Annotated in this window: 21 protein-coding genes; 9 read left to right on the plus strand and 12 right to left on the minus strand. The window is 70.2% G+C overall.

Going from position 1 to position 25,474, the window contains the following annotated elements:
* Positions 1 to 50: 50 nt before the first annotated feature.
* Positions 51 to 1,466 carry a Fe-S cluster assembly protein SufB gene (gene sufB, locus OG753_RS12615; protein ID WP_327261896.1) on the minus strand — a complete coding sequence of 472 codons (1,416 nt, stop codon included), beginning with the start codon at positions 1,464 to 1,466 and terminating at the stop codon, positions 51 to 53.
* The gene (locus OG753_RS12620) at positions 1,463 to 2,224 is read right to left on the minus strand and encodes a MarR family transcriptional regulator (protein WP_327261897.1); all 762 of its coding nucleotides are present in this window, start codon (positions 2,222 to 2,224) and stop codon (positions 1,463 to 1,465) included. The genes sufB and OG753_RS12620 overlap by 4 nt, the downstream gene beginning before the upstream one ends.
* A 469-nt stretch (positions 2,225 to 2,693) precedes the next feature.
* On the opposite strand from OG753_RS12620, the gene OG753_RS12625 reads away from it, so the two are divergent.
* The 4 genes from OG753_RS12625 (at position 2,694) to OG753_RS12640 (ending at position 6,579) form a co-directional block, all read left to right on the plus strand.
* Positions 2,694 to 3,620 (plus strand): ABC transporter ATP-binding protein, encoded by a 927-nt coding sequence (locus OG753_RS12625; RefSeq protein WP_405788469.1) that lies wholly within the window; start codon positions 2,694 to 2,696, stop codon positions 3,618 to 3,620.
* The gene (locus OG753_RS12630) at positions 3,617 to 4,384 is read left to right on the plus strand and encodes an ABC transporter permease (protein ID WP_327261899.1); all 768 of its coding nucleotides are present in this window, start codon (positions 3,617 to 3,619) and stop codon (positions 4,382 to 4,384) included. The genes OG753_RS12625 and OG753_RS12630 overlap by 4 nt, the downstream gene beginning before the upstream one ends.
* Before the next feature lie 67 nt (positions 4,385 to 4,451).
* A complete protein-coding gene (locus OG753_RS12635) occupies positions 4,452 to 5,585 on the plus strand; it encodes a hypothetical protein (protein WP_327261900.1) in 1,134 nt (377 codons plus the stop codon).
* 4 nt (positions 5,586 to 5,589) lie between these two features.
* A complete protein-coding gene (locus OG753_RS12640) occupies positions 5,590 to 6,579 on the plus strand; it encodes a COX15/CtaA family protein (RefSeq protein WP_327261901.1) in 990 nt (329 codons plus the stop codon).
* A gap of 10 nt (positions 6,580 to 6,589) precedes the next feature.
* Here the strand turns inward: OG753_RS12640 and OG753_RS12645 are convergent, their stop codons facing one another.
* The 3 genes from OG753_RS12645 to OG753_RS12655 form a co-directional block, all read right to left on the minus strand.
* Positions 6,590 to 7,699 (minus strand): amidohydrolase family protein, encoded by a 1,110-nt coding sequence (locus OG753_RS12645; protein ID WP_405788471.1) that lies wholly within the window; start codon positions 7,697 to 7,699, stop codon positions 6,590 to 6,592.
* A 127-nt stretch (positions 7,700 to 7,826) separates the two neighbouring features.
* Entirely contained in the window at positions 7,827 to 8,195 is a 369-nt protein-coding gene (locus tag OG753_RS12650; protein ID WP_383190125.1) for a hypothetical protein, read from the minus strand.
* A 24-nt stretch (positions 8,196 to 8,219) separates the two neighbouring features.
* Complete coding sequence (locus OG753_RS12655) at positions 8,220 to 9,167, minus strand: heme o synthase (protein WP_327266720.1); 948 nt, start codon at positions 9,165 to 9,167, stop codon at positions 8,220 to 8,222.
* Between the two features lie 327 nt (positions 9,168 to 9,494).
* On the opposite strand from OG753_RS12655, the gene tkt reads away from it, so the two are divergent.
* The 5 genes from tkt (at position 9,495) to pgl (ending at position 16,285) form a co-directional block, all read left to right on the plus strand.
* The gene (gene tkt / locus OG753_RS12660; RefSeq protein ID WP_405788473.1) at positions 9,495 to 11,582 is read left to right on the plus strand and encodes a transketolase; all 2,088 of its coding nucleotides are present in this window, start codon (positions 9,495 to 9,497) and stop codon (positions 11,580 to 11,582) included.
* 35 nt (positions 11,583 to 11,617) lie between these two features.
* Complete coding sequence (gene tal, locus OG753_RS12665) at positions 11,618 to 12,736, plus strand: transaldolase (RefSeq protein WP_327261905.1); 1,119 nt, start codon at positions 11,618 to 11,620, stop codon at positions 12,734 to 12,736.
* 5 nt (positions 12,737 to 12,741) lie between these two features.
* Entirely contained in the window at positions 12,742 to 14,268 is a 1,527-nt protein-coding gene (zwf, locus tag OG753_RS12670) for a glucose-6-phosphate dehydrogenase (protein WP_030016635.1), read from the plus strand.
* Positions 14,265 to 15,299: a glucose-6-phosphate dehydrogenase assembly protein OpcA gene (gene opcA / locus OG753_RS12675; RefSeq protein WP_405788474.1), complete on the plus strand. Its 1,035-nt coding sequence runs from the start codon at positions 14,265 to 14,267 to the stop codon at positions 15,297 to 15,299. Before zwf ends, opcA begins: the two co-directional genes overlap by 4 nt.
* 203 nt (positions 15,300 to 15,502) lie before the next feature.
* Complete coding sequence (gene pgl, locus OG753_RS12680) at positions 15,503 to 16,285, plus strand: 6-phosphogluconolactonase (RefSeq protein WP_327261907.1); 783 nt, start codon at positions 15,503 to 15,505, stop codon at positions 16,283 to 16,285.
* 67 nt (positions 16,286 to 16,352) lie between these two features.
* Here pgl and pgi read toward each other — a convergent pair whose 3' ends face one another.
* The 7 genes from pgi to OG753_RS12715 all read right to left on the minus strand — a co-directional run bounded on the left by pgi (position 16,353) and on the right by OG753_RS12715 (position 25,365).
* Positions 16,353 to 18,008: a glucose-6-phosphate isomerase gene (pgi, locus tag OG753_RS12685; protein ID WP_405792625.1), complete on the minus strand. Its 1,656-nt coding sequence runs from the start codon at positions 18,006 to 18,008 to the stop codon at positions 16,353 to 16,355.
* Positions 18,009 to 18,158: 150 nt separating this feature from the next.
* On the minus strand, positions 18,159 to 18,494 hold the full coding sequence (locus tag OG753_RS12690; RefSeq protein ID WP_010352468.1) for an RNA polymerase-binding protein RbpA: 336 nt from the start codon (positions 18,492 to 18,494) through the stop codon (positions 18,159 to 18,161).
* A 182-nt stretch (positions 18,495 to 18,676) separates the two neighbouring features.
* The gene (gene secG, locus OG753_RS12695) at positions 18,677 to 18,907 is read right to left on the minus strand and encodes a preprotein translocase subunit SecG (protein ID WP_327266723.1); all 231 of its coding nucleotides are present in this window, start codon (positions 18,905 to 18,907) and stop codon (positions 18,677 to 18,679) included.
* Between the two features lie 129 nt (positions 18,908 to 19,036).
* Positions 19,037 to 19,813, minus strand: a complete 777-nt coding sequence (tpiA, locus tag OG753_RS12700) for a triose-phosphate isomerase (RefSeq protein ID WP_401281513.1) — start codon at positions 19,811 to 19,813, stop codon at positions 19,037 to 19,039.
* Between the two features lie 6 nt (positions 19,814 to 19,819).
* Entirely contained in the window at positions 19,820 to 21,034 is a 1,215-nt protein-coding gene (locus tag OG753_RS12705; protein ID WP_327261909.1) for a phosphoglycerate kinase, read from the minus strand.
* Positions 21,035 to 21,165: 131 nt separating this feature from the next.
* Complete coding sequence (gene gap, locus OG753_RS12710) at positions 21,166 to 22,173, minus strand: type I glyceraldehyde-3-phosphate dehydrogenase (protein WP_314249046.1); 1,008 nt, start codon at positions 22,171 to 22,173, stop codon at positions 21,166 to 21,168.
* A gap of 231 nt (positions 22,174 to 22,404) precedes the next feature.
* Positions 22,405 to 25,365, minus strand: coding sequence for a M14 family zinc carboxypeptidase (locus OG753_RS12715; protein ID WP_405788479.1), 2,961 nt, complete (start codon positions 25,363 to 25,365; stop codon positions 22,405 to 22,407).
* Positions 25,366 to 25,474: the final 109 nt, after the last annotated feature.

A 25,474-nucleotide genomic window follows, 5' to 3' on the forward strand; every position in this document is an offset into this window, starting at 1 on the left:
AACACTGCCTACGTCAAAGGAGGTGCGGCGGGGGCGCCGCGTGGCCGGCGTCAGCCGACCGATCCCTCCATCTGCAGTTCGATCAGCCGGTTCAGCTCGAGGGCGTACTCCATGGGCAGCTCGCGCGCGATGGGCTCGACGAAGCCGCGCACGATCATGGCCATGGCCTCGAACTCCGTCATACCGCGGCTCATCAGGTAGAAGAGCTGGTCGTCGGAGACCTTGGAGACCGTGGCCTCGTGGCCCATGGAGACGTCGTCCTCGCGGACGTCCACGTAGGGGTACGTGTCCGAGCGGGAGATGGTGTCGACCAGGAGCGCGTCGCACAGCACGTTGGACTTCGAGCCGTGGGCGCCCTCGCCGATCTCGACCAGGCCTCGGTAGGAGGTGCGGCCGCCGCCTCGCGCCACCGACTTGGAGACGATGTTCGAGGAGGTGTTCGGCGCCATGTGGACCATCTTGGAGCCGGCGTCCTGGTGCTGGCCCTCGCCCGCGAAGGCGATGGACAGGGTCTCGCCCTTGGCGTGCTCGCCCATCAGGTAGACGGCCGGGTACTTCATGGTGACCTTGGAACCGATGTTGCCGTCGATCCACTCCATGGTCGCGCCCTCGTACGCCACGGCGCGCTTGGTGACCAGGTTGTAGACGTTGTTCGACCAGTTCTGGATCGTCGTGTAGCGGCAGCGGCCGCCCTTCTTGACGATGATCTCGACCACGGCGCTGTGCAGCGAGTCCGAGGAGTAGATCGGGGCGGTGCAGCCCTCGACGTAGTGGACGTAGGCGTCCTCGTCGACGATGATCAGCGTCCGCTCGAACTGACCCATGTTCTCCGTGTTGATACGGAAGTAGGCCTGGAGCGGGATGTCGACCTTCACGCCCTTGGGGACGTAGATGAAGGAGCCGCCGGACCACACCGCGGTGTTCAGCGACGCGAACTTGTTGTCGCCGACCGGGATGACCGTGCCGAAGTACTCCTGGAAGAGCTCCGGGTGCTCCTTGAGCGCGGTGTCCGTGTCGAGGAAGATGACGCCCTGCTCCTCCAGGTCCTCACGGATCTGGTGGTAGACGACCTCGGACTCGTACTGGGCCGCGACACCGGCGACGAGGCGCTGCTTCTCCGCCTCCGGGATGCCGAGCTTGTCGTACGTGTTCTTGATGTCCTCGGGCAGGTCCTCCCACGAAGCGGCCTGCTTCTCGGTGGAACGCACGAAGTACTTGATGTTGTCGAAGTCGATGCCCGAGAGGTCGGAACCCCAGTTCGGCATCGGCTTGCGGTCGAACAGCTTCAGGCCCTTGAGACGGAGGTTGAGCATCCACTCCGGCTCGGACTTCTTCGCCGAGATGTCGCGGACGACCTCTTCGGACAGACCCCGCTTGGCAGCGGCACCGGCCGCGTCGGAGTCGGCCCAGCCGTATTCGTAGGTGCCCAGGCCATCGAGCTCAGGGTGAGCGATCTCCGTGGTCATGCGGGGTTCCTCCCGGCCGTACTTGCAGATACTGATGTGTCGGTCTGTGCGGTGCTCGCGCTACGCGGAATGAACGTCGTGCACACCCCGTCGCCATGGGCGATCGTGGCGAGGCGCTGCACATGGGTCCCGAGCAGGCGGGAGAAGACCTCGGTCTCCGCCTCGCACAGCTGCGGGAACTGCTCGGCGACGTGCGCGACCGGGCAGTGGTGCTGGCAGAGCTGTTCACCGCTGTGCGGACCGGGAGCGCTCTTCGCCGTAGCAGCGTACCCGTCCACGGTCAACGCCCTGGCAAGGGCCTCCGCGCGCTCCTGGGGAGCGGCGGCCTCGACGGCTTCCTTGTAGGCCTGCGCCTGCGCTTCCATCCGCGCCCGGGCGAAGGCGGCGACGGCCACCTCGCCCTGCTCGCCGCCGCCGACCGACTGCGCAATCCAGCGCAGGGCGTCCGCGGCGAGCGTGTCGTAGGACTGGTCGAAGGCGTCGCGGCCACAGTCGGTGAGCGCGAAGACCTTGGCGGGCCGACCCCGGGTGCGCGCACCGTACACACGCTGCTCACGGGGTTCGACCACGTCGTCGGTGACGAGCGTGTCGAGGTGGCGGCGGACGGCGGCCTGGGTGAGGCCGAGACGCTGGGCGAGGTCGGCGACGGTGGAAGGACCGTGGTCCAGGATCGAGCGCGCCACGCGGTTGCGGGTTGACCGCTCCCCGGTGCCGAGCTCCCCCTGAGGGGTGTCGATCTGCCGTTCGCCGTATTTCACAACGCCATTGTTGCGTAATTAACCGAGCGGCGACAAGCCGTGATGGACGCCACCCCTGGTGGCCTCCATCACTAAGGGTTACCTTATTTATCGACGGAGAGTTATTCGGAGGGGGGCATTCCGCAACCTTTCCGGGTGCGGCCGGTGAGCCGGCAAACCGCTCCCCACCAGCACGGCTGCGCCCGTATTCACACTCCGCGACCGTGAACACCGAGTTCCGGAAAAGATCACCGAAAGATTCCGACCGGTTCAGGACCACCAGGCTGAAAAAGAACCGAATTCGCGACGCGAGGTCCGGATCCCGGAGGGACGCAGCGGGGTCGCAGGGGTGCGGAGGGGGTTCGGAACGGGGTCGGATCGGGGTCGGAACGGGATCCGGTCGGGGGGCGGCAGGGGCCGGGGCGAGGGCGGAGGGGCCTCGACCCCCGGGACCCGCAGCCCCTCCCCCGGCTCCGTAGACTCACCCCCCATGAGCAACGACCCCGCCGTGGAGATCCGCGGACTGGTGAAGCGGTACGGCACCAAGACCGCGGTGGACGGCCTGGACCTCACCGTCCGCAGCGGTTCCGTCACCGCCGTCCTCGGTCCCAACGGCGCGGGCAAGACGACCACGGTGGAGACCTGCGAGGGCTACCACCGCCCCGACGCCGGCACCGTCCGCGTCCTCGGCCTCGACCCGGTCGCGCAGGCCGAGGCCCTGCGCCCGCGGATCGGCGTGATGCTGCAGTCCGGAGGCGTCTACTCCGGAGCCCGCGCCGTCGAGATGCTGCGCCACATGGCCAAGCTGTACGCCGATCCGCTCGACGTCGCCGCCCTGGTGGAACGCCTCGGGCTCGGCGGCTGCGGCCGCACCGCCTACCGCCGGCTGTCCGGCGGCCAGCAGCAGCGCCTCGCCCTGGCCATGGCCGTCGTGGGCCGCCCCGAACTGGTCTTCCTGGACGAACCCACCGCCGGCCTGGACCCGCAGGCCCGCCGCGCGACCTGGGACCTCGTACGGGAACTGCGCACCGACGGGGTCACCGTCGTCCTCACCACGCACTACATGGACGAGGCCGAGCAGCTCGCCGACGAGGTCGCCATCGTGGACGCCGGCAGGGTCATCGTGCACGGCAGCCCCGAGCAGCTGTGCCGGGGCGGAGCCGAGAACACCCTGCGCTTCACCGGCCGCCCCTCCCTCGACCTCGCCTCGCTGCTGAAGGCGCTGCCCGACGGCACCGAGGCCGCCGAGCTCACCCCTGGCGTCTACCGCGTCACCGGCGACGTCGACCCCCAGCTGCTGGCCACCGTCGCCTCCTGGTGCGCGCAGCACGGCGTGATGCCGAGCAGCCTCACCGTGGAGCGGCACACCCTCGAGGACGTCTTCCTCGAACTGACCGGTAAGGAGCTGCGCGCATGAGCGCCGGTACGTTCACCCCCAGCCCGGGGGCCGCGCCCGTGTCCCGCATGATCCTCGCGCAGACGGCGCTGGAGACCCGGATGCTGCTGCGCAACGGGGAGCAGCTGCTGCTGACCGTGATCATCCCGGCGCTGCTGCTGACCCTCTTCTCCGCCGTCGACATCGTGGACACCGGCAGCGAGAAGTCCGTGGACTTCCTCGCGCCCGGGATCCTGGCGCTCGCCGTGCTGTCCACCGCCTTCACCGGCCAGGCCATCGCCACCGGCTTCGACCGCCGCTACGGGGTCCTCAAGCGGCTCGGAGCCTCCCCCCTGCCGCGCTGGGCCCTGATGGCCGCCAAGACCCTGTCGGTGATGGTCACCGAGGTGCTGCAGATCGCCCTGCTGACGGTGATCGCGCTCGCGCTCGGATGGTCCCCGCAGGGCAACCCGCTGTCGGTGGCCGCGCTGGTCCTGCTGGGCACCGCCGCCTTCTCCGGGCTCGGGCTGCTGATGGCGGGCACCCTCAAGGCCGAGATGACCCTGGCCGCCGCCAACCTGGTCTTCCTGCTCCTGCTGGTCGGCGGCGGGGTGATCGTCCCGCTGGAGAAGTTCCCGGACGCCGTGCAGTCCGTACTGGGACTGCTGCCCATCTCGGCCCTGTCCGACGGGCTGCGGGAGGTCCTCCAGCACGGGGCCGCATTCCCGTGGGGCGACGCGGCCGTGCTGGCGGGCTGGGCCGTACTCGGTCTGGGCGCCGCCGCGCGGCTCTTCCGCTGGGAATGAAATCCCGCCCGCCCCGACGGCACAGCGGCGAGGATGGTCGCCTCACACATGAAGCCGGGGGGCGGACATGGTGCAGCGGGAGGCCGTTCTACGGCTGGACGATCAATGGGCACGGGTGCGCTCGGGGGCGGAGCACGCGGCGCCCGGGGAGCGTGACCGGCTCCTCGACGAGCTGATCGGCGCCCTGCGCCCGTTCGACGACGATCCGCGGTGCACCGCCCTGCTCGGGCTGCGCCTTGCCGACCGCGCTGCCCTGAGGTTCGCCGCGGGGGACCGCGCGGGCGCCCTCGCCACGATCGAGGAGGGGCTGCGCAGCTCCGAGCGCGCGGCCGGCCAGTCCCCCGAATTCGCCCGCTGGTACGCCCGCGGGCTGATCAACCACGGGGTGTGGCTGGCCTGGCCGCTGAGCGACGGCGCCCGGCTGCCGAAGCACCCGCTGGGCCCGGCGGCCGGCGAGGGGCCGAGCGCCATGGAGCGGGCGGCAGGTGAGCGTGCCCGCGATCTGACCCGGACCGCGGTGGGGGTGTGGGCGGCACTGGACCAGCAGGATCCGGTCAACCGGCGGGGCCTGGCCCAGGCCAAGGTGTTCCTCGGGGACCGTCTCGCCGAGCTGGGGTCCGCCGAGGAGGCCGTGGCCTGGGCCGTGGCCGCCGAGTCCGACTTCCGGCAGCTGCTGCTCGCGGACCCGGCCGCGGAGGAGTCGGGGGAGGCGGAGGAGGCTCTTGATCACATCGGTCGCCAGCTGGAACTCCGCCTGCGCTTCCTGGCCTTCGACTCCCTGGTCAGCCTGCGCGCGCAGGGGCTGCTGCCCGAACGGCTGCTGCCCCGGGCCGTGGTGGCCGCACGGATCCAGGGGGTGGAGGAGCCCGGGATCGCCGCCGGGCTGGGTCTCGGCGTCGAGCAGGTGCGCACGATGCTGGAGGTCACCCCGTGGCTCGCGGTGTGGCGCTTCGAGGTCCGCGGACCTGACGGACTATGGAACGTACTGCCTCATCCCTGGCACAGCGCCACAGAAGTAAGGAATAGGACAGCCGAGGACGTAGCGGGCGAATTACTGCGCGGATTCACCGACTCCGCGGACTACCCGGGCGACGGAGGCCATTGGCGCATCCTCCTGTGGTGGCACGAGGAGGGCGACCCCGTGGGGGCCAGGTTCCGGCTGGTCGTCGGCCCCGACGCCCCCATGGCCACCCCCTCGTGAAACTTTGCACAAGGGGTCGCCTACGATATGGGGCGTGTTGAACCCCCTCGCCCACATCGCCAGCCGCTGGACCCCGTCACCCCGGACCGTCCAGCGGGCCGCACTCGCCGCGCTCGTCATGAGCGTGGTCATCGTCGTCACCGGCGGAGCGGTACGGCTGACCGGATCCGGCCTCGGCTGCGACACCTGGCCCAAGTGCACCGACGACAGCCTGCTCGTGACACAGGAGCAGGGCTTCCACGGCGCCATCGAATTCGGCAACCGCATGCTGACCTACGTGCTCAGCGCGGCCGTCGGCTGGGCGATCATCGCCGCCCGCTCGGCCAAGCCGTGGCGGCACTCCCTGACGAAGCTCGGCTGGGTGCAGTTCTTCGTCGTGATGGCGAACGCCGTACTCGGCGGCATCACCGTCCTGACGGGGCTCAACCCCTACAGCGTGGCCGGGCACTTCCTGCTCGCCACGGCACTGATCACCGTGACGACGCTCACCTGGCAGCGCACCCGCGAGGGCGACGGCGCACCCAGGCCGCGCGTGCCCGGCCCGGTGCGCAAGCTGTCGTGGGCGCTGCTCGCGACCACCCTCGTCCTGATCGCGGCGGGCACCGTCGTGACCGGTTCCGGCCCGCACGCCGGTGACAGCAGCGAGATCAAGCGCATGCCCTTCGACTGGGACACCACGGCCCACGTGCACGCCGTCTCGGCCTGGGTGGTGTGCGCGCTCGCGGTCGCGATGTGGCTGGTCCTGCGCATCGTGGACGCCCCCGCCGACACCCGGGCGCGCGCCCGCGACCTGCTGCTCGTCCTGCTCGCCCAGGGCGCCATCGGTTACGTGCAGTACGCCACCCAGGTCCCCGAGGCCCTGGTCGCCGCGCACATGCTGGGCTCGTGCCTGGTGTGGATCGCCGTGCTCCGGGTCGCGCTGAGCCTGCGCGAGCGGCCGGCCGAGCAGGCCGGGGTCCCCGCCCAGGGCGACCCGCAGCTCTCCGCGGTCTGAGCCGGGCCCGTCAGGGCCGGTCCAGCCGGTAGACGCGGCGGGCGTTGCCCGCCGCGACCATGGCCGCCACCCGTTCCGCGTCCCGCCAGGACCAGGACCCCTCGGCGACCCACCCGCCCAGCGCCCGGCCCAGCGCCTCGCGGAACACCAGGGCGCCGATCGCGTGCAGCTCGGGCAGGCGTCCGCCCCCGCTGGAGAACAGCACCTTCCCGAACGGTGCGATCTCCAGCAGCTCCGTCAGGGCCGCCGCGGCCCGCGACCCGGTCCGCCCGAGGGCCGCGCCCGTATCGGCGTAGACGTGCGGGAAGGCCGCCGCGAGCTGCGCGCTGCGGCGGTGGTCCGGATGTCCCCCGAGCAGCACCAGCCGCGCACCGAGGCCCGCGGTGGCCCGTACGAACCCGGTCAGCGGCGCAGGATCCGCCGCTCCGGTGTGCAGCTGGAGCGGCAGCCCGGACGCCACCGCGCTCCACAGCAGGTGCGCCAGGAGTACGGGGTCCCGTACGGCTCCGCCCCGCGGCCGCCCGGCCAGCCACCGTCCGGCCGCCCCGCGCACCGCGCCGGGACCGGGCGGCTCGGGCCCGACCGGCGGGGTGTCCGCAGGGTCCGCGCCGTCCGGGCGGGTGAAGGCCGTGGCGCAGGTGAAGGCGGCGGCCCCGGCGGCGGCGTGGTGGATCGCCTCGGCGAGGTTGGCGAGGAAGGCGCCCACCGTTCCGGAGGTGTCGGCGACCTGCTTGGCCAGTAACTCCAGCCGGACGGCCTCGAAGACCTCCGCGTCCCCGGCGAGCGCCAGTTCCTTGGGGCCGGTGAGGTCCCCGGCCACCCCGGTGTCGACCAGGTAGGCGGCGACCGGGGATCCCCTCAGCAGCCGCCGGGCGGTTTCGGCCGCGCCGAGCTCCCGCCGGCGCGCCAGATAGCGGGCGGGGGTGGCGTGCGGCTCCAGCCCCAGCAGTGGCGCGCACCAGCGGCGCACCGCGAAGCCGGTCTGCGTGTCGAAGAAGGTGGTGCCCGCGGCGGGCGGGCCCGCCGAGCGCATCAGCTGGGCCTCGAAGGTGCCCAGGCCCAGCTCCGTACGGAGTACTCCGTGGCAGTACTGGTCCACCAGGGGCGGCGTTTCGATCATCCGGGCATCCCGTTGCGGACGTGAGGAAGGGGCTTCCACACGTCCTAACGGGTGAGCGGGGTGTGAGGTGTTGCTCGGGCTGTTGACCGAGACGGCACTCCCCCGCCCCCCGGACGGGTTCTACGGCCTACGCGGCCGGGTTCGCCGGTCCGCCGATCTGGAGACCGGCCATGCGCGTCCACTCGTACGGACCCGTGCGCACGCGCGCGGCGAACTCGCCGTCGAACTCGTCGTGAAGGGTGAGCCCGGCCTTCTCCGCGGCCAGCTGCGCCGTCCCGAAGGTGGGGGCCACGAGGTCGCCCCAGCCGCCGTCCGTGCCCACGAGCACGATCCGGGTGCCGGCCTGGCCGATGTGGGCGAGCTGGCCCTCGGCGCCGCCGTGCTGCTTGGCGAACGCGCCGATCTGCTTGGCCAGCTTCGCGGCCTTGCGGTCCTGCTTCTTGTCCGCGGCGCCTGCGGCGGCCGCGGCGTCTGCCGTGTCTGCGGTGTCTCCCATGGAACCCATGCTACCGGCGAGTAATCAGCGGAGGAAGGGATCCACGGCCACCGCCACGAACAGCAGCGACACGTAGGTGATGGACCAGTGGAACAGGCGCATCTCCTTGAGCTTCACGCCCGTGATGCCGGCCTTGGCCCGGGCGTGCAGCGTGTGCGCCTCCCACAGCCACCAGCCGCCCGCGACCAGCGCGACCGCGGTGTAGAACCAGCCGGTGTACCCCAGCGGGGTCAGCAGCAGCGAGACCGCCACCATCACCCAGCTGTAGAGGACGATCTGGCGCGCCACGGCCCTGTTGCCCGCGACGACGGGAAGCATCGGCACGCCGGCCCGCGCGTAGTCGTCCTTGACCTTCATCGACAGCGGCCAGTAGTGCGGCGGCGTCCAGAAGAAGATGACGAGGAACAGGATGACCGCGGCCCAGGAGACCTCGTTCTTGACGGCCGACCAGCCGATGAGCACCGGCATGCAGCCCGCGATGCCGCCCCAGACGATGTTCTGCGCGGTGCGGCGCTTCAGCAGCATCGTGTAGACCACGACGTAGAAGAGGAGCGCACCGAGCGACAGCGCCGCCGACAGCCAGTTGACCAGCAGGCCGAAGAAGAGGGTGGAGAAGACCGCCAGGGAGAGGCCGAAGGCCAGGCACTCCCGCGGGCTGACCATGCCGGTCACCAACGGTCGCTGCGAGGTCCGGTCCATCAGCGCGTCGATGTCGCGGTCGATGTACATGTTCAGCGCGTTGGCGCCGCCCGCGGACAAGTAGCCGCCGAGGCAGGTCAGGAGGACCAGCCGCAGCGACGGGACGCCCTGCTCGGCAAGGAACATCACCGGCACTGTGGTGATCAGCAGAAGTTCGATGATCCGCGGCTTGGTCAATGCCACGAAAGCCATGACGCGGGTCCCGAGCGGCCGGTGGACGGGGCTCGTCCCGAGCACCCCCGCTGGACGGGATTCGACGGCCGTCACGCACACCCCTGAGAGAGAATCCAGCAAGCTCCGACTCGGACCATTCACAACATGAAGGCCCGGTTAAGGCTTGCGCGTACCACGCCACTGTAGACGTTGCACTTACGTCGCCCTGCGCCGGGGTCGCTTCGTGTTGGGCCGATCGGACCGTGCATATATACGGGAGACGGGCCCCGTCGAACGGCCGTGGGCGGGTGAACACGGATCGGCGGCACGGTGACGGACTGCCTGCACTCGAATAGCTGCACGCCGTTGCGGGGGTAGGCTCGGAATCGCGCCGGTGCACCGTTCGTCACCGGGATTCATACATGTGGAGAGGAGCCCTGACCCACGGTGAGCACCAAGCCGACCACCACAGAGCTCGAGTGGACCGAACTGGACCAGCGGGCCGTCGACACCGCCCGCATCCTGGCCGCTGACGCGGTCCAGAAAGTCGGAAACGGCCACCCCGGTACGGCGATGAGCCTGGCCCCCGCCGCGTACACCCTCTTCCAGAAGGTGATGCGGCACGACCCGGCGGACCCCGAGTGGGTGGGCCGCGACCGCTTCGTGCTCTCCGCGGGGCACTCGTCCCTGACGCTCTACACCCAGCTCTACCTCGGCGGGTTCGGGCTGGAGCTGGAGGACCTCGAGGCGTTCCGCACCTGGGGCTCCAAGACCCCGGGCCACCCGGAGTACGGCCACACCAAGGGCGTCGAGACCACCACCGGCCCCCTCGGCCAGGGCATCGCCAACGCGGTGGGCATGGCCATGGCCGCCCGCTACGAGCGCGGTCTGTTCGACCCGGAGGCCGCCCCCGGCACCTCCCCGTTCGATCACATGATCTACGCGATCGCGGGCGACGGCTGCCTCCAGGAGGGCATCTCGCACGAGGCGTCCGCGCTGGCCGGCCACCAGAAGCTCGGCAATCTCGTCCTGCTGTGGGACGACAACCACATCTCCATCGAGGGCGACACGGAGACGGCCGTCTCCGAGGACACCCTGAAGCGCTACGAGGCCTACGGCTGGCACGTCCAGCGCGTCGCGCAGCAGGAGAACGGCGACCTCGACCCGAAGGCGCTGTTCACGGCCCTCCAGGCCGCCAAGACCGAGACCGGCCGCCCGTCCTTCATCGCGGCCCGCTCGATCATCGCCTGGCCCGCCCCGCACGCCCAGAACACCGAGGCCGCCCACGGCTCGGCGCTCGGCGACGACGAGGTCGCGGCCACCAAGCGCGTGCTCGGCTTCGACCCGGAGAAGACCTTCGAGGTCTCCGACGAGGTCATCGCGCACACCCGCCGGGCCCTGGACCGCGGCCGCGAGGCCAAGGCCGAGTGGGAGAAGGAGTTCTCCGCCTGGCGCACCGCCAACCCGGAGCGCGCCGCCGAGTTCGACCGCATCAACGCCAACGAGCTGCCCGCGGGCTGGGAGGACAAGCTCCCCGTCTTCGAGGCCGGCAAGGGTGTCGCCACCCGCGCTGCCTCCGGCAAGGTCCTCGGCGCGCTCGGCGCGGTCATCCCGGAGCTGTGGGGCGGCTCGGCCGACCTGGCCGGCTCCAACAACACCACCATCGACAAGAACTCCTCGTTCCTGCCGGTGGGCAACCCGCTGCCGGAGGCCGACCCGTACGGCCGCACCATCCACTTCGGCATCCGCGAGCACGCCATGGCCGCGTCCATGAACGGCATCGCCCTGCACGGCCACACCCGCATCTACGGCGGCACCTTCCTGGTGTTCTCCGACTACATGCGCAACGCCGTCCGCCTCTCCGCGCTGATGCACCTGCCGGTGACGTACGTGTGGACGCACGACTCCATCGGTCTGGGCGAGGACGGCCCGACCCACCAGCCGGTCGAGCACCTCGCCTCGCTGCGCGCCATCCCGGGCCTGAACATCGTCCGTCCGGCCGACGCCAACGAGACGGCCATCGCCTGGCGCGAGATCCTGCGCCGTCACACCAAGGTCTTCGGCAAGGGTGCCCCGCACGGCCTCGCGCTGACCCGCCAGGGTGTGCCGACCTACGAACGCAACGAGGCGGCCGCCAAGGGCGGCTACGTCCTGTTCGAGGCCGAGGGCGGCCCGGCGCAGGTCCTCCTCATCGGCACCGGCTCCGAGGTGCACCTCGCCGTCGAGGCCCGCGAGCAGCTCCAGGCCCAGGGCGTTCCCACCCGGGTCGTCTCGATGCCGTCCGTCGAGTGGTTCGAGGAGCAGGACCAGGAGTACAAGGACAGCGTCCTGCCGCCGTCGGTGAAGGCCCGCGTCGCGGTCGAGGCGGGCATCGGCCTGACCTGGCACCGCTACGTCGGCGACGCCGGCCGGATCGTGTCGCTGGAGCACTTCGGTGCCTCGGCCGACGCGAAGGTGCTCTTCCGCGAGTTCGGCTTCACCGCCGAGAACGTGGCGGCCGCCGCCAAGGAATCCCTCGAAGCCGCTGCGCGCTGACGCCGGTACGCAACCCAAGTAGGAGATGTAACCCCATGACAGACGCACTCAAGCGCCTCTCCGACGAAGGCGTCGCGATCTGGCTGGACGACCTGTCCCGCAAGCGCATCACCTCCGGCAACCTGGCCGAGCTCATCGACCAGTCGCACGTGGTCGGTGTCACCACCAACCCGGCGATCTTCCAGAAGGCCATCAGCGGCGGCGAGGGCTACGAGCAGCAGCTCACCGACCTCGCGACCCGCAAGGTCACCGTGGAAGAGGCCCTGCGCATGATCACGACGGCGGACGTCAGGGACGCCGCCGACATCCTGCGCCCGGTCTACGACCGCACCGACGGCCAGGACGGCCGCGTGTCGATCGAGGTCGACCCGCGCCTGGCGCACAACACCCCGGCGACCATCGCCGAGGCCAAGCAGCTCGCCTGGCTGGTGGACCGCCCGAACACGCTGATCAAGATCCCGGCGACCAAGGCCGGCCTGCCGGCGATCACCGAGGTCATCGGCAAGGGCATCAGCGTCAACGTCACGCTGATCTTCTCGCTGCAGCGCTACCGCGAGGTCATGGACGCGTATCTGGCGGGTCTGGAGAAGGCCAAGGCCGCCGGCCTGGACCTCTCCCTGATCCACTCGGTCGCCTCCTTCTTCGTGTCCCGCGTGGACTCGGAGATCGACAAGCGCCTGGACGCGGTCGGCACCGACGAGGCGAAGGCCCTCAAGGGCAAGGCGGCGCTCGCCAACGCCCGTCTGGCCTACGAGGCCTACGAGGAGGTCTTCTCCTCGGACCGCTGGACCGCCCTGGAGCGCGTCGGCGCCAACAAGCAGCGTGCGCTGTGGGCCTCGACGGGCGTCAAGGACCCGGCGTACAAGGACACCCTGTACGTGGACGACCTGGTCGCCCCGAACACGGTGAACACCATGCCGGAGGCCACCCTGGAGGCCACCGCGGACCACGGGCAGATCACGGGTGACACCGTGCGCGGCACCTACGACCAGGCGCGCGCCGAGCTGGACGCGGTCGCGAAGCTGGGCATCTCGTACGACGATGTGGTGCAGCTGCTCGAGGACGAGGGCGTCGAGAAGTTCGAGGCGTCCTGGAACGACCTGCTGAAGTCGACCGAGGCGGAGCTTGAGCGCCTCGCCCCCACGGAGGCCTGAACACCTTGTCTGTGAACGGAGCGAACCCGCTTCGTGACGCACAGGACCGGCGGCTCCCGCGTATCGCGGGGCCGTCCGGCCTGGTCATTTTCGGCGTTACGGGTGACCTGTCGCGCAAGAAGCTGATGCCTGCCGTCTACGACCTGGCCAACCGTGGCCTGCTCCCGCCGGGCTTCTCGCTGATCGGGTTCGCCCGGCGCGAGTGGCAGGACGAGGACTTCGCACAGGTGGTCCACGACGCGGTCAAGGAGCACTCCCGGACGCCCTTCCGCGAGGAAGTGTGGCAGCAGCTCGTGCAGGGCTGCCGTTTCGTCTCGGGCGACTTCGACGACGACGCCGCCTTCGAGACCCTGAAGGCGACCATAGAGGAGCTGGACAAGGCACAGGGCACGGGCGGCAACTTCGCCTTCTACCTGTCCGTCCCGCCCAAGTTCTTCCCCAAGGTGGTCCAGCAGCTCAAGGACCACGGGCTGGCGCAGAAGGACGGCTCCTGGCGGCGTGCCGTCATCGAGAAGCCCTTCGGACACGACCTGAAGAGCGCCGAGGAACTCAACAAGGTCGTCCACGAGGTCTTCCCGCGTGACGAGGTCTTCCGGATCGACCACTACCTCGGCAAGGAGACCGTCCAGAACATCCTGGCGCTCCGCTTCGCCAACACGATGTTCGAGCCGATCTGGAACCGGTCGTACGTCGACCACGTTCAGATCACCATGGCCGAGGACATCGGCATCGGCGGCCGGGCGGGCTACTACGACGGCATCGGCGCCGCCCGTGACGTCATCCAGAACCACCTGCTCCAGCTGCTCGCGCTGACCGCGATGGAGGAGCCCGGCTCCTTCCACCCCAAGGCGCTGGTGGCCGAGAAGCTCAAGGTGCTCACGGCGGTGCAGCTGCCCGAGGACCTGGGCAAGCACACCGTGCGCGGGCAGTACGCGGCCGCGTGGCAGGGCGGCGAGAAGGTCGTCGGGTACCTCGAAGAGGACGGCATCGACCCCAAGTCGAAGACCGACACCTACGCCGCCATCCGCCTGGAGATCAACAACCGCCGCTGGGCGGGCGTCCCGTTCTACCTGCGGACGGGCAAGCGCCTCGGCCGCCGGGTGACCGAGATCGCGGTCGTCTTCAAGCGGGCCCCGTACCTGCCGTTCGAGTCGGGCGCGACCGAGGAGCTGGGGCAGAACGCCCTGGTCATCCGGGTCCAGCCGGACGAGGGCGTGACGGTCCGCTTCGGCTCCAAGGTCCCGGGCACCTCCATGGAGGTCCGGGACGTCACGATGGACTTCGCCTACGGCGAGTCCTTCACGGAGTCGAGCCCCGAGGCGTACGAGCGACTCATCCTCGACGTGCTCCTCGGCGACGCGAACCTCTTCCCCCGTCACCAGGAAGTCGAACTGTCCTGGAACATCCTCGACCCGATCGAGGAGTACTGGGACAAGCACGGCAAGCCCGCGCAGTACCCGTCGGGCACCTGGGGGCCGGTCGAGGCGGACGAGATGCTCGCACGAGACGGACGGAGCTGGCGCCGGCCATGAAGATCGACCTCACGGAGACCAACTCCAGCAAGATCAATGCCGCGATGGTGCAGGCACGCCGGGACATCGGCACGCCGGCCATCGGCATGGTCCTCACGCTGGTGATCGTGACCGACGAGGAGAACGCGTACGACGCGCTCAAGTCGGCGAACGACGCGTCCCACGAACACCCCTCGCGGATCGTCGTCGTCATCAAGCGGGCCAGCCGTTCGCCACGCAGCCGCCGCGACGCCCGCCTCGACGCGGAAGTCCGCGTCGGGGCGGACTCCGGCAGCGGCGAAACGGTTGTGCTCCGCCTTCACGGCGAACTGGTCGACCACGCCCAGTCAGTGGTTCTCCCGTTGCTCCTGCCGGACGCCCCCGTGGTCGTCTGGTGGCCGGACGGTGCTCCCGCGGACCTGGCGGGCGATCCGCTGGGTGCGCTGGGGCAGCGCCGGATCACGGACACGTACTCCTGCGAGGACCCGATCAGGGCGCTCGGCGGGCGGGCGGCGGCGTACGCCCCCGGGGACACGGACCTCTCGTGGACCCGGATCACCCCGTGGCGCTCCATGCTGGCGGCGGCACTGGACCAGCAGGCCCTGTCGGTCGTCTCGGCGACCGTCGAGGGCGAGGACGAGAACCCGAGCTGCGAACTGCTGGCCATGTGGCTGGCGGACCGGCTCCAGGTCCCCGTCAGGCGCACGCTGTCGTCGGGCCCGGGTCTGACGGCCGTACGGCTGTCCACCAAGGACGGCGACATCGTCCTGGACCGGGCGGACGGCGCGCTGGCCACGCTCTGCATGCCGGGGCAGCCCGACCGTGCGGTGGCGCTCAAGCGCCGCGACACGGCCGAGCTGCTGGCGGAGGAGCTGCGCCGGCTGGACCCGGACAACACCTACGAGGCCTCGGTGAAGTTCGGCGTGGCGCGGCTGGAGGCCTCGGCGGCTCCGGCCGAGCCGGCCCCCGCCGATGCTCCGGCGGAGCAGGCCGCGGAGCCGACTCCGACTCCGGCGCCGGCTCCGAAGCCCAAGAGGGCCAAGGCCAAGTAGAGGCCCCTGCGGGACCGTGCTGGGGCTCCTCCCCGGACCCCGCGCCTCGAACGCCGGCGAGGCTGGATCGTCAGCCCGTCCGGCGTTCGAGGACCGGGTCCGGGCAGAGCCCGGGAAACGGAGACAGGGGCGGGGACGTCTCCGCGCAGCGGCACCCGCACCGCATCCCACCCGCACAACCAAGAAGGCGGCAGCACATGGGTATGACGACTCCCCAGGTCGTCGTCCACCGGGACAAGGAACTGATGGCCCAGGCCACCGCGGCCCGGCTCATCACGAAGATCGTGGACGCGCAGACGGCCCGCGGCTCCGCGTCCGTCGTCCTCACCGGCGGACGCAACGGCAACGGCCTGCTCGCGGCACTGGCCGCCGCCCCGGCGCGGGACGCGATCGACTGGGCCCGGCTGGACCTCTGGTGGGGCGACGAGCGCTACGTCCCCGCCGACGACCCCGAGCGCAACCACACCCAGGCCCGCGAGGCCCTCCTGGACTCGGTCCCGGTGGACCCCGCCCGCGTGCACGTGATGCCGGCCTCGGACGGCCCGTACGGGGCGGACGTGGACGCGGCGGCTGCCTCGTACGCGGCCGAGCTGGCGAAGGCGGCCGGCCCCGAGGACCACGGTCCGGTCCCCACCTTCGACGTGCTCATGCTGGGCGTGGGCCCGGACACGCACGTGGCCTCGCTCTTCCCGGAGCACCCGGCGGCCCGCGAGACCGACCGCACGGTGGTCGGCGTTCACGGCGCGCCCAAGCCCCCGCCCACCCGGATCTCGCTCACGCTCCCGGCGATCCGGGCGGCCCGCGAGGTCTGGCTGCTGGCGGCGGGCGAGGACAAGGCCGGCGCGGTCTCCCTGGCCCTCGGCGGCGCGGGCGAGGTCCAGGCCCCGGCGGCGGCGGCCTATGGCCGCTCCCGCACCCTGTGGCTCCTGGACCGCGCGGCGGCGGCCAAGCTGCCGACCGGCATGTACCCGCCTGCCTCGTCCTGACCTGAGCGGTCCGGACGGAGAAGGGCCCGCTCCTCCCGGGGAGCGGGCCCTTCTCCGTCTCTCGGGGTCAGTTCCGGCCGCGCAGCTTCCGGTAGGTGGCCACCAGGGCCTTCGTCGAGGCGTCCAGCCCCGGCACGTCCGCGCCCTCGCTCAGCGCGGGCTCGACGCGCTTGGCGAGCACCTTGCCGAGCTCGACGCCCCACTGGTCGAAGGAGTCGATGTTCCACACCGCGCCCTGGACGAACACCTTGTGCTCGTAGAGCGCGATCAGCTGGCCCAGCACCGCCGGCGTGAGCTCGGTCGCCAGGATCGTGGTCGTCGGGTGGTTCCCGTGGAAGGTCTTGTGCGGGACCAGCGACTCCGCGGCGCCCTCGGCGCGCACCTCGTCCGCCGTCTTGCCGAAGGCCAGCGCCTGGGTCTGCGCGAAGAAGTTGGCCATCAGCAGGTCGTGCTGGGCGGCCGTGGCCGACTCCAGCTCCGCCACCGGCCGGGCGAAGCCGATGAAGTCCGCAGGGATCACCTTCGTCCCCTGGTGGATCAGCTGGTAGTAGGCGTGCTGCCCGTTGGTGCCGGGCGTGCCCCAGACCACCGGGCCGGTCTGCCACTCCACCGGGTTGCCGTCGCGGTCCACCGACTTGCCGTTGGACTCCATGTCCAGCTGCTGCAAGTACGCCGTGAAGCGCGAGAGATAGTGGCTGTACGGGAGCACCGCGTGCGACTGGGCGTCGAAGAAGGCGCCGTACCAGATGCCCAACAGGCCCATCAGGAGCGGGGCGTTCTCCTGCGCCGGGGCCGTGCGGAAGTGCTCGTCCATGGCGTGGAAGCCGCCGAGCATCTCCCGGAAGGCGGCCGGGCCGATCGCGATCATCAGCGAGAGGCCGATGGCCGAGTCGAAGGAGTAGCGTCCGCCGACCCAGTCCCAGAACCCGAACATGTTGGCCGGATCGATGCCGAAGCCGGTGACCTTCTCGGCGTTGGTCGACAGGGCCACGAAGTGCCGTGCCACGGCGGCCTGGTCCCCGCCGAGCCCGGCGAGCAGCCAGCCGCGCGCCGAGGTGGCGTTGGTGATGGTCTCGATGGTGGTGAAGGTCTTGGAGGCGATGATGAACAGCGTCTCGGACGGGTCCAGGTCCCGCACGGCCTCGTGCAGGTCCGCGCCGTCGACGTTGGACACGAAGCGCACCGTCAGATTGCGGTCGGAGAAGGCGCGCAGGGCCTCATACGCCATGGCCGGGCCCAGGTCGGAGCCGCCGATGCCGATGTTGACGACGTTCTTGATGCGCTTGCCGGTGAAGCCCGTCCAGGCTCCCGACCTGATCTGGTTGGCGAAGGCCGCCATCTTGTCGAGGACGGCGTGCACGCCGGGGACGACGTTCTCGCCGTCCACGTCGACGACGGCGTCCGCCGGTGCGCGCAGGGCGGTGTGCAGCACCGCCCGGTCCTCGGTCGTGTTGATCTTCTCGCCGCGGAACATGGCCTCGCGCAGCTCCGCCACGCCCGTGGCCTCGGCGAGCTCGCGGAGCAGGGCGAGCGTCTCGTCCGTGACGAGGTGCTTCGAGTAGTCGATGTGCAGGTCGCCGACCTGCAGGGTGTAGCCGGAGCCGCGGCCGGGATTCTCCTCGAAGAGCTCGCGCAGATGCGTCTGCCCGAACTCCTCCCGGTGCTTGCCGAGTGCCAGCCACTCGGGCGTCCGGGTCAGCTTCGTACGGCTGCCTGCATTCATCTCGGACATCAACCCACTTCTTCCGTCCTGTCGTGCCCCGCCGTTCTCCAACTTAAGGGATCACAAGCGGCACAACGCACACAAAGAGGCCCGGTCCCACAGGAGAAGTTCCTGTGGGACCGGGCCTCACGTCTTGCGTTGCGCGTCGTCTCAGATCTCGCCGCGGAGCTTGGCGAGCGCCTCGGCGAGGATCGCCTCGCCGTCGGCGTCCGAGCGCCGTTCCCTCACGTACGCCAGGTGCGTCTTGTAGGGCTCGGTGCGCGGCGGCGCGGGCGGGTTGTCCCTGTCCTGGCCGGCAGGGAACCCGCAGCGCGGGCAGTCCCAGGTGTCCGGCACCTGCGCGTCGCTGGCGAAGCTCGGCTGCGTCTCGTGCCCGTTCGAGCACCAGAAGGAGATGCGCAGGCGGGGCGCGGACTCGCCGCGCTCTGCCTCACCCATCGGCCCCGCTCCGACCCGGCTACCACGGATCGCGTTGCCACTTGCCACGGTCGTAACTCCCTGCGTGATGGTGCCGCGGAGTGTGAGTGGATATCCCGCCGCGGAGCGCCCAAGTCTACGTAAGGCCCAACGCACGTCCAGTGAGCGGAGTTACTGATTCCACGCGATGAACGCCGGCCCTCATGATAGGCCGGGTGGTGCCGACCGGACTGCCGGAATGGCCAGAACGGTCAGCTGCTCGTCTTCACCAGCAGGCCGAGCGCGACGATGCACGCGAACCACAGCAGACCCACGACCACGGTGATGCGGTCCAGGTTGCGCTCCGCGACGGAGGAACCGCCGACCGACGACTGCATACCGCCGCCGAACATGTCGGAGAGGCCGCCGCCCTTGCCCTTGTGCATCAGCACGAGCAGCATCAGCAGGGCGCTGAAGACGATCAGGGCGATCGAGAACCCCATAATCACGGCTGATTCCTACTTTCTGGCTTTTCAGGCATTCCGGCTTTGCGAGATGTGCGCGGGGGCCAGCGGCTGAAGGTTCAGCCCCTGGCCCCCGCAAGGGTACGACGGATCGGCCCTACCGCATACTCACTGGTCGCGGAAGCGGACGATCTTGACGAACTCGTCCGCATCCAGCGCCGCGCCGCCGATCAGCGCGCCGTCGACGTCGGGCTGGGCCATGATCGCCGCGATGTTCCCGGACTTCACGGAGCCGCCGTACTGGATGCGGACCTTGTCGGCCAGCTCCTGCGAGTACAGCTCGGCGAGACGGCCGCGGATCGCCCCGCAGACCTCCTGGGCGTCGTCGGGGGTGGCGACCTCGCCGGTCCCGATGGCCCAGACGGGCTCGTAGGCGATCACGATGGACTCGACCTGCTCGGCCGGGACGCCCGCCAGGCCGCCGTCGAGCTGGGTCAGCGTGTACGCGACCTGCTGGCCGGCCTTGCGGATGTCCAGGCCCTCGCCGACGCAGAGGATCGGGGTGATCCCGTGCTTGAAGGCGGCCTTGACCTTGGCGTTGCAGATCTCGTCGTTCTCACCGTGGTACTGGCGGCGCTCGCTGTGGCCGACGGCCACGTACGTGCACTTCAGCTTCGACAGCATGGGGCCGGAGATCTCACCGGTGTAGGCACCGGAGTCGTGCGCGGAGATGTCCTGGGCGCCGTACTTGATCTTCAGCTTGTCGCCGTCGACCAGGGTCTGGACGGAACGCAGGTCGACGAAGGGCGGCAGGACCGCGACCTCGACGGCGTCGTAGTCCTTGTCGGCCAGGGCGAAGGCGAGCTTCTGGACGTGGGCGATGGCCTCGAGGTGGTTGAGGTTCATCTTCCAGTTGCCCGCCATGAGCGGGGTGCGCGTGGTCATACGGGTTCAGCCCTCCAGGGCGGCGAGGCCGGGGAGCGTCTTGCCCTCGAGGTATTCGAGGGAGGCGCCGCCACCGGTCGAGATGTGGCCGAAAGCATTCTCGTCGAAGCCCAGGATGCGGACCGCGGCGGCACTGTCGCCACCGCCGACGACGGTGAAGGCACTGCTGTCGAGCAGGGCCTGGGCGACGGCCGTGGTGCCCCCGGCGTAGTCCGGGTGCTCGAAGACGCCCACGGGACCGTTCCAGAAGACGGTCTTCGCGTCGGCGATCTTCGACGCGTACAGCTCACGCGTCTTCGGGCCGATGTCCAGGCCCTCCTTGTCGGCGGGGATCTTGTCCGCGTCGACGACCGTGAAGTCGGCCGGGGTCTTGCCCTTGAGGTCCGGGAACTCCGCGGAGACCAGCACGTCGACCGGGAGGACCAGCTCGACCCCGGTGTCCTCGGCGCGCTGCATGTACTCCTTGACGACCTCCACCTGGTCCTTCTGGAGCAGGGAGATGCCGACCTCGTAGCCCTTGGCGTAGAGGAAGGTGTACGCCATGCCGCCGCCGATGAGGATGCGGTCGGCCTTGCCGAGCAGCTCGTCGATGACGGCGAGCTTGTCGGAGACCTTGGCGCCGCCGAGGACCACCACGTACGGGCGCTCGACCTCGGCGGTCAGCTTCTTCAGGACGCCGACCTCGGTGGCGATGAGGTATCCGGCCGCGTGCGGGAGGCGGGCGGGCAGGTCGAAGACCGAGGCGTGCTTGCGGTGCACCGCGCCGAAGCCGTCGCCGACGTAGATGTCGGCGAGCTCGGCGAGCTGGTCCGCGAAGGCGCCGCGCTCGGCGTCGTCCTTGGAGGTCTCGCCGGCGTTGAAGCGCAGGTTCTCGATGACGGCCACCCGGCCGTCGGTGAGGGCCGCGACGGTCTCCTTGGCGGAGGCGCCGACGGTGTCGGTGGCGAACGCGACGTCCGCGCCGAGGAGTTCACCGAGGCGCGCGGCGGCCGGGGCGAGCGAGAACGCCGGCTCCGTGCCGGTGCCCTTCGGGCGGCCGAGGTGCGATGCCACGATGACGCGGGCGCCGGCTTCGGCGAGCTTCGCGATCGTGGGCTGGACGGCGCGGATGCGGCCGTCGTCGGTGATGTTGCCCTCGGCCAGCGGGACGTTCAGGTCCGCGCGGACGAAGACCCGCTTGCCCTTGACGCCCTCGGCGAGCAGTTCATCGATCGTCTTCATGTGTTTCTACTCCTTTAGCCTTCACTCGAAGGGCGAGGAAGGAAATAACGAGGCAAGCAACAGGGCCCGTGCGGCGCTTCGTTGCGCTGCTCGGACCCTGTGCTCACATCGTGGTGCCTTGCCCTACGTTCTTAGAGCTGACCGCCGACGAAGACGGTGAGGTCGACGAGACGGTTGGAGTAGCCCCACTCGTTGTCGTACCAGCCGACGACCTTGACCTGCGTGCCGTCCTGAACCATGGTCAGGGAGGAGTCGAAGGTGCAGGACGCGGGCCAGTTCACGATGTCGGAAGAGACGATCGCGTCCTCGGTGTAGTCGAGGATGCCCTTGAGCTGCCCCTCCGAAGCCTTCTGGAAGGCCGCGTTGATCTCTTCCACCGTGGTCTCGCGGGAGAGCTCGAGGACCAGGTCGGTGACCGAGCCGGTCGGGACCGGGACGCGCATGGCGATGCCGTCGAGCTTGCCCTTGAGCTGCGGGAGGACCAGCGCGGTGGCCTTGGCGGCACCGGTGGAGGTCGGGATGATGTTCTCGGCGGCGGCGCGGGCGCGGCGCAGGTCCGAGTGCGGGAAGTCCAGGATGCGCTGGTCGTTCGTGTACGCGTGGACCGTCGTCATCATGCCCTTGACGATGCCGAAGTTCTCGTCGAGGACCTTGGCCATCGGCGCCACGCAGTTGGTGGTGCAGGAGGCGTTGGAGATGACGTGGTGGCTGGCCGCGTCGTACTTGTCGTGGTTGACGCCCATCACGATGGTGATGTCCTCGTCCTTGGCCGGAGCCGAGATGAGGACCTTCTTCGCGCCCGCGGCGATGTGCTTGGCGGCGTCGGCCTTCTTGGTGAAGATGCCGGTCGACTCGATGACGATGTCGGCGCCCAGCTCGCCCCACGGGAGGTTCGCGGGGTCACGCTCTGCGAAGGTCTTGAAGGTCTGGCCACCGACGGTGATGCTGTCGTCGGTGTGGGAGACCTCGGCCTTGAGGCGGCCCAGGATGGTGTCGTACTTGAGCAGATGCACCAGGGTCGCGTTGTCAGTCAGGTCGTTGACACCGACGATCTCGATGTCCGCTCCCTGCTCCAGGAGCGCCCGGAAATAGTTACGGCCAATTCGGCCAAAACCGTTGATGCCTACGCGGATCGTCACGAACCGATCTCCTCGTTGGTGCGCCGGTAAGAGCGCCGGCGAGCTGTATGGGATGTCCCCGACCGCTTACGACCCTACCTCTCCGTGAGCTTTTGGGTGACATCGGTCGGGGCCTGACACTCCCCCTACTTCGCGGGGGTACTCCCACGAGGTCCCGTTCCGGACGCTGTGGAACGGGACCTCGTGACCTCGGTTCCCGTCACTCAGGGTGAGTGACGGGAGGGGCTCCGATCAGTGGCGCAGCGCGCGAAGTGCCTTACCGACGAGTACGGCACGGTCCGCCGCCGTGGGCATGTGTTCCAGACCGAAGCCCAGCAGCACGGTGTTACGCGTAGTGACCGCGGCGTAGGACTTGAACAGTTCGCCGGACCGGGCCCAGTCACCTGCCACTTCGGGACTTCCCGCAGGTGCGGCCTGTGCCGTCCAGGCACCGAGGGACGTCTCGAATCCCTCGGCCGGCTGGTCGGCGCCCTTGACGGAGAGGCGCGCCTCGTCCGCGAAGACTCCGCGGCCGCCCGAGCCCGGGTCGGTGATGTAGGCGAGCGAGAGCTCAACGCTCCTGCCCGCGTACGCGCTCAGGTCGAAGGAGACCTGCTTCCAGCCGCCGGAGGATCCGGTGAAGGTGTTCCACTTGCCGCTGGTGCCCTGCGGGGTGCAGCCCCCGGCGTCGAGGGTGAGGTACCGGCGCAGGAAGGGATGGCCGTTCATGAAGAATCCGGCCTCGCACTCCTCCGGGACGGTGGAGCTGGTCAGGCCGCCCGTGTCCGGCAGCGTGGTCCAGTCGTCGCCGCCGGCGGTACGGGCCTCCAGGGCGGCGTGGTCGTAGCCCTCCTCGGTGTTCCAGCTGAGCGCCAGCTTCAGCTGCGGCTGGTCGGCCGCGGTGACCCCGGTGAGGTCGATCGTACGGACGAGGCGCTTCCAGTCGTCGTCGGTGTGCAGGGCCGAGGCCATGCCCGTGCCGGCGTACGGGGCGTACGGGTTCACGACCCCGGTGAAGGCGCCCGCCTGGGCGCTCTTGAACTGCGGGAACTGCGCGGGCGCCAGGGTCTCGGAGGTCACGATGTACGCCCCGGGGGCGTTCAGCGGATTGCCCGCGGCGTCCCCGACGGCGGCCCGCGTCCCGCCCAGGGCCCCGGCGCCGGCGAAGCCGGTGGCTCCGGCGGTGCTCGTACGGCCGTAGGCGCCGAGCCAGTACTGGCTGAAGTCGTTGGTCACGGCGCGGCCGACCTGGGCGTTGCCGCCCGCCAGCTCACCGGCCTCGATCAGCCTGCCGCCCTCGTTCAGGAAGTCGCGCACCGCCAACTGGGTTTCGCCGCCGGGGGTCTTGGCCCCGGTGTAGTGGACGGCCGTTCGGAAGTGGGACAGGACCCCGAGGTGGTGCGGGGCGCCCTGGACGGCGACGTCCCAGACCGCCGCGGACCTGCCGCCCGCCCGCAGGGCGTCGACGTAGGTCTGGGCGTGCTGGGCCTTGGCCCCCTCCTCCGCGATCACCAGGACGTCCGCGCGCGGCCGCTCGGCCACCGTGTACGTGAAGTGCTCGCTGGAGACCTGCTTGCCGGAGCGGTCGCGGCCGGTGAACCAGACCTCGACCTTGTCGCCGGGCTTCGCGCCGTCGACCTCGGCGCGGTACTCGTCGAACCAGTTGTTGTCGTCGCCGCCGTACACCTCGCCGCCCTTCCAGGCCTTGAGGTCCTCGTCGTGCGTGCGGCCGCCGTTGATGCGGTAGTTGAGTTCCTTGTCCTTCAGCGCCTTGCGCGCCGTGACCGAGACCTTCTGGTCCTCGCCGCGAGCGACGTAGGAGGTGGCGAAGGCGTCCACGGTGAAGTCGGCGGCGCTCAGGCCCAGCGAGGACTTCGGACGGTCCGGGGTCGCGGCGCTCTCGCCGACCGAGAGGGCGAAGGGGATGTTCTTGGCGAACTCCGCCTGGATGAGCTTCTCGTCGTCCGGGAAGTTGAAGCCGGAGGCGCAGTCCTCGGGCTTCCACGGGTCGTTCGGGTCGCTCGCCGAGGCGGTCTGGCAGGTGGTCATCTCCGGCGTGAACATCATGATGCCGTTGACGTTGGAGGCGTGGCCGTCGGCCTCGCCGTTGGTGGTGTAGAGCTCGGAGGACACCTGCGGGTAGTAGCCCGGCACGGCGGGGTTCTCCGGGGTGCCGGCGAGCGCCTTGTAGGCGACGTCGTCCGGGGTGGGGGTGGCCACCTGCCAGCCCACGCCGTAGAGGATCAGCTCGGCCGCGGAGTGGTAGTTGATCGCGTAGTCGAAGCCGATGCGCTTCTCGAAGCGGTCGAGGGCTGCGGTCTCGGGCTCGGAGGAGGCGCTCGGGCCGCGGTAGGTCTCGCTCCCCTGGTTCGGCGAGGAACCCTCGTTGTCGTAGCCCCACTTGTAGGCGAAGTTCCGGTTGAGGTCGACCCCGTCGCCGGGGCCGGTCTTCCCGTCGCCGTCGTTGTCGCGCAGGTTCTTGCGCCACAGCCGCTCGCCGTCGGCCGCGTGCGTGTAATCGTACCCGTCCGGGTTGGCCGAGAGCAGGAACCACAGCTCGCTGGAGTCCACCAGCTTGGTGATCCGCTGGTCCTTGCCGTAGTTGTCGATCGTGTGGTGCATCAGCCGCCGGGTCATCTCGGGGGTGATCCACTCACGGGCGTGCTGGTTGGACATGTAGAGGACGGACGGCTTGTCCCCGTCCCTGGTCTTCCCGGCGTTCTTGCTGACCTTCAGGGCGAGGATGTCCTTGCCCTGGACGGTCTTGCCGATGGAGACGACCTTGGTGAGCCCCGGGTTCTCCTGCGCGGTCCGCAGGATCTCCTCCTGGAGACCGCCCTTGCCGCTGTACGGGCGGAACACCCCGTCGCCGGCCGCCTTGGCCCGGGCCAGGCCCTGGGCGGGAACCTTGCGCTCGGCGAGCTTGACGCCCTGGGCGGCGAGTTCTCCGGCCTGGGCGCCGCTGAGGAACAGCTCGACCCGGGCCGTCCCGGTCTCCGGGGCCCGGTGCGTGAGCTCGTGCGCGTCCTGCCCCGCGGCGAGGACGAGCGGGACCTGTTCCCGGGTGATGTCGGCGTCGTAGACCCGTACCTCGTCGGCGCCGGATGCGGCGCCGGGTCCCGGCTGGGCCTGCGCCGCGGCGGGTAGCACGGCGAGTGTGGTTCCGAAAACGAGTGCGCTTGCGGCGAGGATCGATCTCGCGCGGTGACTCATGTGCCCCCCTGGGCGTCGTCTGCCACGAAAGCGTTCGGACGCCAGACTCAAGACCGGCCCATGCTCATGTCAATGGGGCGTGCGGCAAAGGGGCCCGCACGAGTGATCG

It is taken from the genome of Streptomyces sp. NBC_00029 (assembly GCF_045160505.1).
In the GTDB taxonomy this organism is placed as follows: domain Bacteria; phylum Actinomycetota; class Actinomycetes; order Streptomycetales; family Streptomycetaceae; genus Streptomyces.

Bases quoted from the DNA above. Each gene is read 5' to 3' on its own strand.
- OG753_RS12705 (WP_327261909.1), bottom strand. From the start codon at position 21,034: ATGAAGACGATCGATGAACTGCTCGCCGAGGGCGTCAAGGGCAAGCGG.
- OG753_RS12715 (WP_405788479.1), bottom strand. From the start codon at position 25,365: ATGAGTCACCGCGCGAGATCGATCCTCGCCGCAAGCGCACTCGTTTTC.
- pgl (WP_327261907.1), top strand. From the start codon at position 15,503: ATGACGACTCCCCAGGTCGTCGTCCACCGGGACAAGGAACTGATGGCC.
- opcA (WP_405788474.1), top strand. From the start codon at position 14,265: ATGAAGATCGACCTCACGGAGACCAACTCCAGCAAGATCAATGCCGCG.
- OG753_RS12630 (WP_327261899.1), top strand. From the start codon at position 3,617: ATGAGCGCCGGTACGTTCACCCCCAGCCCGGGGGCCGCGCCCGTGTCC.
- secG (WP_327266723.1), bottom strand. From the start codon at position 18,907: ATGGGGTTCTCGATCGCCCTGATCGTCTTCAGCGCCCTGCTGATGCTG.
- sufB (WP_327261896.1), bottom strand. From the start codon at position 1,466: ATGACCACGGAGATCGCTCACCCTGAGCTCGATGGCCTGGGCACCTAC.
- OG753_RS12645 (WP_405788471.1), bottom strand. From the start codon at position 7,699: ATGATCGAAACGCCGCCCCTGGTGGACCAGTACTGCCACGGAGTACTC.
- OG753_RS12635 (WP_327261900.1), top strand. From the start codon at position 4,452: ATGGTGCAGCGGGAGGCCGTTCTACGGCTGGACGATCAATGGGCACGG.
- OG753_RS12625 (WP_405788469.1), top strand. From the start codon at position 2,694: ATGAGCAACGACCCCGCCGTGGAGATCCGCGGACTGGTGAAGCGGTAC.
- pgi (WP_405792625.1), bottom strand. From the start codon at position 18,008: ATGAATGCAGGCAGCCGTACGAAGCTGACCCGGACGCCCGAGTGGCTG.
- OG753_RS12650 (WP_383190125.1), bottom strand. From the start codon at position 8,195: ATGGGAGACACCGCAGACACGGCAGACGCCGCGGCCGCCGCAGGCGCC.
- tpiA (WP_401281513.1), bottom strand. From the start codon at position 19,813: ATGACCACGCGCACCCCGCTCATGGCGGGCAACTGGAAGATGAACCTC.
- tal (WP_327261905.1), top strand. From the start codon at position 11,618: ATGACAGACGCACTCAAGCGCCTCTCCGACGAAGGCGTCGCGATCTGG.